We start from the raw sequence: 12,087 nt of genomic DNA, 5'->3' as shown, positions 1-12,087 counted from the left end.
AACAAGAGAAGGTTTGGGGGTTGGTGTCTTCCCGGTAGAAATCACCATCAATTGACGGTGATCCATTTGTTACTAGTCATTTCCATCCCACTGAACATGAAAAAATTACTGAGTGCAGTTTCTTTGTTTTCCTTGCTGCTGCTGCCGGGCTTACTGTCCGCACAGTTAGGCAATTTTGGCCGCAACAAGCCCAATTACGACAATTTTGATTTCAAGGTGTACCAAAGCCCGAACTTCGAGCTGTACACCTACCTCAATAACCAGGAGTGGCTTGAGGACTTCCTCAACGACAGTGAGGAGTGGTACCGGGTGCACCAGCGGGTGCTCAACGATACGATTGATTTTCGCAACCCACTGATTATTTACGCCAACCACGCTGATTTTCAGCAAACGAACGCCATTAATGGTGCCATCGGCACCGGGACGGGCGGGGTGACGGAAGCCTTCAAGAACCGGGTAATTATGCCGGTGGCCCACACCAACCAGCAGACGCACCACGTGCTTGGCCACGAGCTGGTGCACGCCTTCCAGTATGATATGGTCATCCGCGGCGACAGTACCAGCCTGCGGGACCTGGGTAACCTGCCCCTGTGGATGGTGGAGGGACTGGCGGAGTACCTCAGTATTGGCGCGGTAGACCCCTTCACCGCCATGTGGATGCGGGATGCCGTCCTGAATGATGATGTCCCCAGCCTGAAGGACCTCAATTCCGGAAAATACTTTCCCTACCGCTACGGACAGGCCTTCTGGGCTTTCGTGACCGGCCTGCGGGGAGACGAGGTGATTGCTCCCTACTTCCGGGCCTCGGCAAAACTGGGGCTGGAAAAAGCAACGCCCATCGTCCTGGGGTACTCCCTGGAGGACCTGAGCAAGCTCTGGGAGGAATCCCTGCGGAAAACCTACGGCCCCTACGTCGGGGAAGTAAAGGAAGACCGCAACGTCGGCCGGGAACTCATCAGCCGAGAAGAAAACGGGGGGCGGATTAACGTTGCTCCGGAAATCAGCCCCAACGGTAAATACCTGATCTTCCTGTCGGAAAAGGACCTGTTCAGTATCGACCTTTTCCTGGCCGATGCCCGTAGTGGTAAGATCATTCGCAAGATTCGCACCTCCACGGCCTCCGGTCACGTGGATGACCTGAGCTACATTGAGAATAGTGGAACGTGGTCTCCCGACTCCAAGCAGTTTGCCTACACCGTAGTCGCCAAGGGACAAAACGCCCTGGTCATTGCCGACGTAGACAAGGGCAAGGCCGTCCGTAAAATCTTCCCCGAAGGAATTCCCGCCTTCGTGGACCCCGCCTGGTCTCCCGATGGGAAATACGTCCTGGTGTCGGGACTCGTGGAAGGGCAATCTGATCTCTACCTGATTAACCTGCGCACGGAAAAGGTTTCCCGACTGACGAACGATGAGTACAGTGAGGTGCACCCCCACTGGAGCGCCGACGGTCAGAAAATCTATTTCAGCACGGATCGCCGGTCTATTCAGGACAAAAACCGGCCCTTTGGTGCCTACCGCTTCAACCTGGCGGAGTACGACATCGTAAGCGGCCAAAGCCGGGACTTCAGCGTGTTCCCCGGAGCGGACAACCTCAACCCCGTGGAGGGGGCCGACGGAAAGCTGTACTTCCTCAGTAACCGTGACGGTTTCCGCAACATCTACCGCTTCGATCCGGCATCCGAAAAGGTGGAGCAGCTTACGGACCTGATCACCGGAGTGTCCGGTATCACCCACCACGCTCCGGCCATGAGTATGGACCGGCGGAACAACCGGCTGGTCTACACCTACTTCAACCAGCGGGGGTACCGCATCTACGGTGCGCTGACGGACCGTCTGGAAGCCCGCGAGGTGCCGGCGGATTCCGTTGACTTCAGTCCGGCTACCTTGCCCCGCCTGAACCCCCGCGCACCCCTGGTGGTGGATCGCCTGCTGGCGGATATGGAGCAGGAAGTCGTCCTGTCGGAAGGGGCCATCAAGGAGGTGCCTTACCGTCCGCAATTCAAGATTGACTACGCCGCCGGCTCCGCCGGCGCCGGGGTGGGGAATAACCCCCTCTTCGGTACGACCACCGGCCTGGCCGGTGGGGTACAGTTGCTGGCCAGCGATATCCTGGGCAATAACCAGTTGTTCGGTAACCTGGCCCTCAACGGCGAAATCACTGACTTCGGGGGAAGCGTCGCGTGGCTCAACCGGAAAACGCGCCTGAACTACGGCTTTAGCCTGAGCCGCGTTCCCTTCCGTAGTTTCGCCTCCCTGGCTCCCCGCCTGGACACCCTGCAGATCAGTGAGGACCAATTCGTGGAAGTGGGTAATGCTCCCTACCTGATTCAGCGCCTTTACCAGAACCAGATCGGGGCCTTTGCCCAGTTCCCCTTCAGCACTACCCTGCGCCTGGAAGGTTCCGTGAGCGGAAGTATTTTCACGAACCGAGTTGACGAGTACGCCCGCTTTTTCGATCCCGTTTCCGGCTTCCCACTTAATTCTCCGGGCGTGCCCGAACGCCGCCGGGACCTCGAATCGGAAAGCTTTGTGCTCGGACGAGCGGGACTGTCGCTGGTGGGAGACAACTCCAACTTCGGCCTGACGGCTCCGATCCGTGGACAACGGTTCCGCGTGGGAGCCGAACGATTCCTGGGGGAATTCAACTTCACGGCGCTGGACGTGGATTATCGCCGCTACCTCTACTTCGGTAAGGGGACCGTGGCGTTGCGGGCCCTGCACTACGGTCGCTACGGTGGAAACGGGAATGACCTCTTTCCTCTGTACCTCGGTAGTCCCTGGTACATTCGGGGACTGCAGGCGAATAACATCGTTCCCATTCTGGAAGCCAACGGTCGGAACATCAATGAACTGATCGGAAGTAAGCTGCTGGTGGGTAATCTTGAGGTGCGGGTGCCCTTCACGGGCCCCAAGCCCCTGGCCCTCGTCAAGTCGGGCATACTGTTCTCGGATCTAAACCTCTTCGTTGACGGCGGGGTGGCCTTTACGGAGTTCAGTCAGTTCAACGGACCGGTCTTCACCCTCGACCGGAACGGTGAGCCCCTGATCAACGAAGTAACCGGAGAACCCTTCATTGCTCGTCCGGGGGTAATGCCCATTGTGACGGCCGGGGTGAGTGCCCGGGTCAACGTATTTGGCTCGGTCATTGTGGAACCCTACCTGGCCCGGCCGCTGCTGGAAGGCGGCACCTGGCAGTTTGGACTTAACCTCCTGCCGGGATGGTAAAATTGTCGGGGAGTGAAGCTGGGGTGATCGGTCGCCATAAAGCAACCGTACGGCCTAACTTTACTCCCCGAAAACTGTTCTCCTGCTACCATGAAGAAACTTTCGCTGATTCCCGTTTTACTGCTCTTTACCCTACTACTGGGCACCTGCGACCGCGCCCCGGAAAGTGTAATCGACGCTGTCCGGGAACTGCCCACGCAAACCCTGACCGGAGAAGCCATGGGGACGTACTACCGGATTCTCTATCTGGGCGAGGAGGTGCCGGGGCTGGTGCCGCAAATTGACAGCCTGCTGGACGCCTTCAACCAGGAATTGTCCGCCTGGGTGCCGGGAAGTACGCTGAATCAGTTTAATGAAAGTGAGCGGGGAGTTGACCTGTCGGGACAGGTCCATTTTCTGCCCAATCTCGCCCTGGCCCGCAGCATTAGTGCGCACACCGAGGGGGCTTATGATCCCACGGTTGCCCCCCTGGTAAAGTACTGGGGTTTTGGCGGCGGAGAACGAAGAACCTCGGCCAGCATCGACAGCGCGGAAGTGGCTCGTCTCACCCGCTTGGTCGGGGTAGATAAGCTGACCGTCCAGGATGGATTTCTGTCCAAGCCCCATCCGGACATTGAACTTGACCTCAACGCCAGCGCCAAGGGCTACGGCGTTGATCTCCTGGCGGAACTGCTGGAAGCTAACGGCCGTGATCATTACCTCATTGACGTCGGCGGCGAGTTTCGTGCTGGCGGTGACAAGAACGGTCGCCCATGGAGGGTGGCCATCCGCGCGCCGGAAGAGGACGTGGAAATCATCTCCCAGGCGGGAACCCTCCCCCTGGCCGATGGCCAGGGCATCGCGACTTCCGGCAACTACCTCAACTACTACAGGGTGGAGGGGGAGATATTCAGCCACACGATCAATCCACGCACGGGCTACGTGGAGCGGAATGCTCTGCTGAGTGCCAGTGTACTGGCGCCGGATTGCGCCACGGCGGACGCCTACGCCACCGCCTGTATGGTGCTCGGCCCCGAGGCCGCTCTGGAGCTCATCAACGATACGCCCGAACTGGAGGCCTACTTCCTGGTTGGGGGAGAGGATGGCGTACTTAAGACGGTGGTGAGTACGGGGCTGGAAGGTATCGACTAATTGGAGCCGGAGCCTTAAGAAACTGGCCACCCCGTCCCCGTAACTTTAGGCAAGAGGTAGACGAATCCGCGGGGTATACGGACGCCCGCGAAGAATCCAGGAAACCGCAGCGGCTTACTTTCTGGACAGCTGCGCCTGTTCCGTCAGAGACTCCAGATAGGTCAGCAAATCCGCTAGTTCTTGTGGCTTCATGATCTCGTGTAGTCCCTCCGTCATCAGGCTTTCGGCCAGGGGCTCCTTATTGTTGATGTCCCGAATGTTCAGCTCCCTGGTTACGCCTCCCATCATCCGCAGGGACAGTTCATTTTCGGTCTGACTTTCAACGTAGCCCGTGTATTTGGTACCGTCGGCCATCGTCATTTCAAAACCTTCGTAGCCAAAACCGATACCCTGACTGGGGTAGGCAATGGCGTTAAGCAGGCCTTCCCGGCCGAGCTTGTCGCCGATCTTGTCCAGATGCGGTCCAAAACGGACCCCCTCGCCCCGAACCTGATGGCAAGCGGCGCAATATTCCGCAAATACTTCTTTTCCCCGGGCCAGGTCACCGGCCATGGCGAGCATCCCGTCCAGGTCTACGGCCTCCTGTCCCGAGCGGGCCCGTAGCCATTCGATGGCCCTCATCCGCTGATCACCGCGCCAGCACTGGGTGAGCAAGCGGGCGGTGAATACGGCCTCCTCCTCCGGAAGTTTCCCCTCAACCACTTCGTCCATGAGGTTTTTCATTCCATTCCAGGTGTTGGCCAGGCTGCGGGTAGCGCGTTTACGGAGGCCCTCGGGAAGGTTGGTGTCGGTACGCAGCTCCTGCAGCCAGGTGTCCGTTTCTCCGGTTTGCATGTGGCGCGCCAGATGTATGAGTTGGTCCTGGCGAATGGGGTCGGCCCGGGCAAAATAATTTTTGACGTAGTCAATTCCGGCTACCTTGATGACGATCTTCGCGGCCTTGTCCTGGAAATTGTTATCGGCCGAGATCAGGGCGGAATCCAGCAGCACGGGTACCTCACTGTCCAGCGCGGCGTTTTCAATGAGCATAGTCCAGACGTCAGTCCCGCGAACGTCGGGAATCACCTCGGCCAGCCGCTGCTGTATTCTGGGACTGCGGCGTAGGGCCTCGGAGGAGAGGCTGGTGAGGGCATAGCGGACCACTTCATCCTTCCGGGGGTGGTTTTCGGTGAAGATCGCCTGTTCCAGGATGGGACTGGTCCGATTTCCCGGATGAAAATGCAGGGCCCGGAAAAAGGCCGCCAGTTCTGCGGGATCATCGTTTTGGGCGATGTAGTCTCCATAAAGGTCCGTGGCGGCGGCGGCACGACTGCGCCAGACCAGCCGTCGGGCCGGTGGAGATTCCAGGTCGGGCTCGGTAGCCAGCCAAGCGTTGAAACGCTGATCGGTATCGAGGTCGGAACCGATACCCAATGCTTCCAGATACCAGCGATCCTGTCCGTCATACTTATTGGCCAGGGCCACGTAAATTTCGTTGGCCAGCGGATCCTTCAGGAAGCGGAGACTAAGGGCGGCTTCCCGCCATAGGGCCGGAGCGTCCGTAGTGCTGGCAAAAGCGGTAACGGTGTAAAGATTGCGGTTGTCCGGACCCGGATATTGCCGTGCCATGCGAATGGCCGTCTCCTGAAGTCGCTCGCGATTGGAGGCAAGCAGGGTCTTGATCACCTGCTGTGCGTCGCCCTTGCGTGCCAGCAGGCACCAGGCAGCACGGGCGCGGAGGCGGTCGTCCAGACCGGCATCGTTCGTCGCTTCCCGGAGGAGCGTTTCTCCCTCCGGATGTTCCAGTAAACGTTGGAAGGCCAGGTAACGGGTCGCCTGGTTGACGTGGGCTAAGGCCCGAAGTAGCTGCTGGGGGGCGTCCCAATCGGGTGGGGTAGTGGTGTAGGCTTCCTCCCCAGCGGCGTGGAGGCGGTAGATACGACCACGCTCAATGTCGGCCATCAGGTGGCCACCGACCCCGGCGTCGTACCAGTCGGCAACGATCAGGGAGCCATCGGGGGCCGCACAAACGTCGCTGGGGCGAAACCATTCATCCTGGCTCGTCATCAGGGGCTCCACGCTTGCGGAAAATCCCGCTCCACTGGCGGCGACGGGATAGGAACGTACGACGTTATGCCCTGGCTCACAGTGGATCATCTGGCCCCGAAAAATTTCCGGCAACTGGTCGCCTTCGTATACCAGGATGCCGGTAGGGCTGCCGGAACCCGTCTGGAGCAGATTGGGGACGACCCCGGGGTCGTTCAGGTGCCAGTGCCGTTTGGGGATTTCTTCGTGCATTCCTACCCGTGGCTGTCGCCAGCCGGCACCGGTAATTTCGTCCTGAAAGCCGTAGTTGCCGTAATCCATGACAAAATTGATGCGGGTACCTTCGTTACCGTCATCGTCGTTGTCACTCTGCCACATCCGACCGTAGGCGTCTACGGCTACTTCGAAATTGTTGCGGAAGTTGTGTCCCAGGATTTCCAGGTCGGTACCATCGGCCGCGCACCGGAAGACCATTCCCTGGCGGAAGGTTTTTCCTTCTTCAACGGGGTTCCCCCGTTTATCCCTGGCAATGCTGCCGTCTTTATGGCGCAGGCGTTTGCCTTCGTTGCCAAAGTTGAAGTAGAGTTTACCGTCGGGGCCGAACACCACGGCGTGTACGCCGTGATCGTGGTCAACCCCCTCCAGGCCGGTGAAAAGAGTGTCCTTTTTTTCCGGAACGTCGTCTCCGTCGGCGTCGGTGAACACGAGTACGCTGGGACTGGCGGCCACGTACACTTTGTCCCCCAATTTTGCGATGCCCAGGGCCGCATTAACGTCAGTACCCTGATAAAAAACTTTACGGTTGTCCAGTTGTCCATCTCCGTCGGTGTCTTCCAGAATGAGAATTTGATCGCCCTTGACCTTCTCCGGATGGTCATGGTTGAAGCGACGGTAGTTTTGTGCCGTACAGACCCAGACCCGGCCCCGCTCGTCAACGTCGATGTTGGTGGGATTGGTGACGTCGGGCTCGCCCGCGAAGAGTTGCAGGCCAAGACCTTCGTGCAGGGAAAAGGAGGACCGGGCATTCGATGGTTGCCGTTTCTCCGCTTCGGGTAGTTCGGCAAAATCCACGGTCTTTTCCGGTGCCTGACAGCCAAGCATCAGCAACGGGAGGAGCAGGTAGGAGAGGATTCGGGTTGGCATGGAAATGTCAAAATTGGCGATCACTAAAATAGGGCAACTGCTTGGGTAAACCCGGGGGGTGAGTTCGTGCTTCAGCAGTTGTCTACTTGGTTTTGACGTTCCTTACCTTACGCCGCCATTAAAGTTCCCCATGCAGCAGCGCTCCCCCTCTCTGGTCGATTATACCACCCTTCTGGTTTTAAGCCTGATCTGGGGGACGAGTTACATTCTGATCAAAAAGGGCTTAGTGGTCTTTTCTCCGGCGCAGGTGGCCGCCCTGCGGTTGGGCATTTCCGCGCTGGCGCTGGCTCCGCTGGCGATCCACCACCTGCGGAAAATTAAGTGGTCCGACGTCCCACTTTTAATCCTGGTGGGCATTACGGGAACGGGCTTACCATCCTTTCTTTTCCCTTTTGCCCAGACTAAATTGAGCAGTAGTTTGACGGGTATGCTCAGTGGTCTGACGCCGCTGTGCACCTTTATCGTGGCCTGGCTGTTTTTTGCGAACCGTTCGGTTGGGCAGCGACAGTTGCTGGGAGTACTGCTCGGCCTTGTGGGGGCGGTTGTCCTGGCCTATGCCGCGCCGGGTGATGTGGGGCAAACTACGCAGTTGGGCTACGCGGGTTTTATTGTGCTGGCGTGTTTTTGCTACGCCACGAGCTCCAACATCGTGGCCACAAACTTTAAAAATACTTCTTCCCTCACGATCACCGTGACCAGTTTTTTTCTGGTGGGGCTGCCGGCACTTATTTGGGCGCTCACCGCAGGTGCCGTGGTGCAGCGTGCGGGCAGTGAAGGAGCCACGGGCTGGTGGGCGCTAGGTTACGTGGCCACGCTGGCGATTTTCAGTACCGTCCTGGCGAGTATCATCTTCTTTAAGATGGTCCAGCGCACGGGGGCGGTGTTTGCCAGTACGGTGAGCTACCTCATCCCCCTGGTGGCCCTGGTGTGGGGTCTGCTGGACGGCGAAGGGCTGGCCGCTGCACAAATCCCGGCGATTGTCTTAATCCTGATAGGAGTATTTCTCAGCAGACGCAAGTAATCCGGGGGAATTACCGTTATTGGGTTTCGGATGAGTAAATGGATCATTACGTGGCTATTCCTGTTAAGCTTGCTGCAACCTTTGGTGGGTCAGGATCCAGCAGTCGTCAATGACTCTCTGTTGGTTGCCCCGGCAGAAGAACCTGCCCCCCGGGGAAGTATCCAGGAAAGCGAGGAGGCCTACATGCGCGCAATCCAGAACCTGCTGACCCAGCCATCCCCGGAAATTTCTCCCGACAGCATCCTGGTGGCGGACGTTATTCTTCTCGGCCACAAACGGACGCGCTCGTCGGTGATCTTCCGGGAGATGACCTTCGGCCGCGGAGACGTAATTGCCCGAAAGGACCTGGAAACCACCGTAGCCAGAACCTACAATGCCCTGATGAATACGGGGCTGTTCGTTAGCGTTGATATCAGTAATTCTGATTCCCTACTGGTCCGCGGACAGGAGATTTTCACCCTGAAAACTCGTGAAACCTGGTATTTGTATCCAGTACCGGTATTTTCCCTCGCCGACCGGAATTTCAACGTATGGTGGACGGAGCAGAACCGCTCACTAGACCGGGTAAATATCGGGGCCAAGCTCACGTACTATAATTTTTCCGGCCGTCGGGACCGGCTCAAATTGGGGTACACCACCGGCTATACCCGGGAATACGAAGCGGGATATCGCTTACCCTACCTGAACCGGGCGGGAAGCATCGGGGTGAACATCGATTTTAATTTTCGTCAACGACGGGAACAAAATTACGCGACCCAATTCAATGATCAGCTCTTCTATTTAGACGAGGATAATTTTGTTTACCGCAATACCACCATTGACTTACGTGGTATCTACCGAAAAAAAATATATGTATCTCACGAGCTCTCGCTTGGATACCGCAACGAAAGAATCGCGGATACGATTGCTCAGGTGCTCAATCCGGAATTTTTCGGTCAGGGCAGATCGAGTCAGCGGTTTTTTCGGATTGGGTATACTTACCTGAATGACCGGCGGGACGTCCGGAACTATCCCTGGGACGGATATTATATCGAAGGAACACTTTTTAAGGAGGGATTAGGTATTACCAACGAACGGTCGGGACTGACCGCAGGGTTTACCTACCGAAAATTCTGGGGGCTAAGCGACAAGTATTCCATCAACGTTGGTTTGGCGGGGAAATACAGTTTTATTCGCAGCCAGCAACCTTTTTTGGAGAACCGCGCCATTGGGTTTGGTAACAACGGAATCGTGGGGTATCAGTTTTACGTGGTAGATGGCCTGGATATGGCCATCTGGCGGGCGGGTATCCGGCGGGAGCTGATTAAAACCCGACTGGATTTGGGAAAGCTGGCCTTTATTCCGGCCTTTAGATATATTCCGTTCCGTTTGCTGGTGGCCTTTCAGTTTAACCAGGGTTGGGCTAATGCCCCCTTCATTGATGAGACCAACCAACTGAATAACCGCTTGTTGACCGGCGCCAGTCTCGGACTGGATATCGTCCTCTACTACGATATGGTGGGGAGTATCCAGTATAACCGTAATCACCTGGGAGAAGACGGAGTTTTCTTAGCTTTGAATCTAAACTTCTGATTCGCTTATGCAGGTAGTCATTTACAGTCAGGTTCTCAAAGACAAGGACATTCCCTACGTCCAGACGCTTTTCGACTTAATGGCCGCCGAGCAATTTTCAATTTATGTTTATGGTCCGTACCTGGAACAGATTCGCGGACGCGTGACGTTTGCCCGCGACGTAGGGTCTTTTGAAAGCCACATTGATTTCAAGATTAAGAAATTTGATATGGTGATTACCCTTGGGGGCGATGGAACCATATTGAAGGCCATGACGCTGGTGCGGGACTCGGGGGTTCCCATATTGGGCATTAACCTGGGCCGCTTGGGTTTTTTGGCCAGGGTGGAAAAAACCAAATTGCAGCACGCCATTCAACTGTTGGCGAAGGGACGCTTCGTTACGGAAAAGCGGGGGATGTTGTATTTGGAAAGTAATTTGCCAATTTTTGGCGAGACCCCCTACGCATTGAACGATTGTACGCTGCTCAAGCGGGATACCTCCTCCATGATCACCATTCATACCTACATCAATGGTGCTTACCTGAACAGCTACTGGGCGGACGGCATTATTGTCGCGACGCCCACCGGGTCTACGGGATATAGTCTGAGTTGTGGCGGCCCCATAATTTTTCCGAATAGCGGAAACTTCGTGGTTACGCCCGTGGCTCCCCATAACCTCAATGTGCGCCCGATCGTCATCAGCGACGACTCCGTTGTCAGTTTTGAAATTGAAGGCCGGGCCGAGAATTTCCTCTGCACTTTAGATTCCAGATTTGAGACCATTACCTCGGTCCATCAGTTGGCCGTACGGAAGAATGATTTCGATATTCATTTGGTGAATTTACCCGACGTCAATTTTATGGATACCCTCAGGAGTAAATTGAACTGGGGAGAAGACCGGCGTAATCATTAATTAGCGTGAATGTATTGTTGGGAGGGTCCCGTCGCATTATTATTCGCTAAAAATGTTCTTATTAAATATACCAAAAGACGGTTGTTAACCGTAACAACTATATTTGCGATAGAAATACATACTATATCCCTCAGAGTCCTTCACCTTGTTATTCCTTACAAACTGCATTTTTTTCAATTGATTTAAAGGCTAGAATTTTCCACCGTTTCTCCAGTAGAAGGACGTTGACTTGCAATGGTATCTGTGGAAATAGTATAGTCGACTCAAAACGTTTATATGGCTAATCTGAAAAAAGAATTAAAGGCATTAATCAATCGATTCGATGCTGCCCAGGAGGCATTTGTTGCTAATACGGCTGACGTTAAAAAGCAAAAGAAAAAGCTGAGAAAAAAATTAGCTGCTTCTCGTGCGGAGGTTGAAAGCCTGCACGCTAAAATTGATAGTCTGAAGGCAGAAATTGAAAGCCTTAAGGAAGAAGCCAAGCCTGCTCCCAAGCGGCGCGGCCGTAAGCCCGGCCCGAAGGCCGGGGCCAAAAAGACTACTGGCCGCCGTGGACGTCCCCGTAAAACGGCAGCGCCCAAAGCAACGGCAGCGCCCAAAGCAACGGCAGCGCCCAAAGCAACGGCAACTGCGGATGCCGCAACGGCAAAAGCTCCCGCTAAAAAAGGTCCCGGCCGCCCGAAGGGAACTGCAGCCAAGCGTGGCCCCGGTCGTCCTAAGAGCACCGCGGCTAAGCGTGGTCCGGGCCGTCCTAAGAGTACTGCTGCCAAAAGTACTGCTGCCAAGACTGGCGCTGCGAAGCCCAAAGCTCCCGCCAAGAAGCGGGCGGGTCGTCCGGCCAAGCCCAAAGCTCCCGCCAGCCCCCTACAGGCCATTGATGGCTTTGGTCCCGCGTTGGCGAAGAACTTCGAAGCTGCTGGTGTGAATACCCCCGCGAAGGTTGCGGCCCTTTCTAACACGAAGATGGCGGAAATTCTGGCCAAGTGTGGCCCGCGCTACCGTAACGCCACTCCGGAGAAGATGGAGGCCTATCGTCAAGCTGCCAAGGCCGCAAAGTAAAACATACACACTCAAAACG

Annotated in this window: 7 protein-coding genes; 6 read left to right on the top strand and 1 reads right to left on the bottom strand. The window is 56.2% G+C overall.

Annotated elements, in window-relative coordinates:
• Positions 1-96 precede the first annotated feature (96 nt).
• Both E1J53_RS18100 and E1J53_RS18095 read left to right on the top strand, forming a co-directional pair.
• Positions 97-3,225, top strand: coding sequence for a PD40 domain-containing protein (locus E1J53_RS18100; RefSeq protein ID WP_134273656.1), 3,129 nt, complete (start codon positions 97-99; stop codon positions 3,223-3,225).
• Between the two features lie 90 nt (positions 3,226-3,315).
• A complete protein-coding gene (locus E1J53_RS18095) occupies positions 3,316-4,356 on the top strand; it encodes an FAD:protein FMN transferase (RefSeq protein ID WP_134273658.1) in 1,041 nt (346 codons plus the stop codon).
• 114 nt (positions 4,357-4,470) lie between these two features.
• On the opposite strand, the gene E1J53_RS18090 is transcribed toward E1J53_RS18095, so the two are convergent.
• Positions 4,471-7,524 (bottom strand): PVC-type heme-binding CxxCH protein, encoded by a 3,054-nt coding sequence (locus E1J53_RS18090; protein ID WP_134273660.1) that lies wholly within the window; start codon positions 7,522-7,524, stop codon positions 4,471-4,473.
• Positions 7,525-7,654: 130 nt separating this feature from the next.
• On the opposite strand from E1J53_RS18090, the gene E1J53_RS18085 reads away from it, so the two are divergent.
• The 4 genes from E1J53_RS18085 (at position 7,655) to E1J53_RS18070 (ending at position 12,068) form a co-directional block, all read left to right on the top strand.
• Positions 7,655-8,545 (top strand): DMT family transporter, encoded by an 891-nt coding sequence (locus E1J53_RS18085; RefSeq protein WP_134273661.1) that lies wholly within the window; start codon positions 7,655-7,657, stop codon positions 8,543-8,545.
• A gap of 69 nt (positions 8,546-8,614) precedes the next feature.
• Positions 8,615-10,117, top strand: coding sequence for a POTRA domain-containing protein (locus tag E1J53_RS18080; protein ID WP_173021550.1), 1,503 nt, complete (start codon positions 8,615-8,617; stop codon positions 10,115-10,117).
• A 7-nt stretch (positions 10,118-10,124) separates the two neighbouring features.
• Entirely contained in the window at positions 10,125-11,009 is an 885-nt protein-coding gene (locus tag E1J53_RS18075; RefSeq protein WP_134273665.1) for an NAD kinase, read from the top strand.
• Between the two features lie 276 nt (positions 11,010-11,285).
• On the top strand, positions 11,286-12,068 hold the full coding sequence (locus E1J53_RS18070; RefSeq protein ID WP_134273667.1) for a hypothetical protein: 783 nt from the start codon (positions 11,286-11,288) through the stop codon (positions 12,066-12,068).
• Positions 12,069-12,087: the final 19 nt, after the last annotated feature.

The sequence above is a fragment of the Lewinella sp. W8 genome, assembly GCF_004375085.3.
Lineage (GTDB): Bacteria > Bacteroidota > Bacteroidia > Chitinophagales > Saprospiraceae > Neolewinella.
This window is presented reverse-complemented; position numbering and strand designations above follow the sequence as displayed.

Coding starts and splice junctions, on each gene's coding strand:
- E1J53_RS18085 (WP_134273661.1), top strand. CDS start 7,655: ATGCAGCAGCGCTCCCCCTCTCTGGTCGATTATACCACCCTTCTGGTT.
- E1J53_RS18100 (WP_134273656.1), top strand. CDS start 97: ATGAAAAAATTACTGAGTGCAGTTTCTTTGTTTTCCTTGCTGCTGCTG.
- E1J53_RS18075 (WP_134273665.1), top strand. CDS start 10,125: ATGCAGGTAGTCATTTACAGTCAGGTTCTCAAAGACAAGGACATTCCC.
- E1J53_RS18095 (WP_134273658.1), top strand. CDS start 3,316: ATGAAGAAACTTTCGCTGATTCCCGTTTTACTGCTCTTTACCCTACTA.
- E1J53_RS18090 (WP_134273660.1), bottom strand. CDS start 7,524: ATGCCAACCCGAATCCTCTCCTACCTGCTCCTCCCGTTGCTGATGCTT.
- E1J53_RS18070 (WP_134273667.1), top strand. CDS start 11,286: ATGGCTAATCTGAAAAAAGAATTAAAGGCATTAATCAATCGATTCGAT.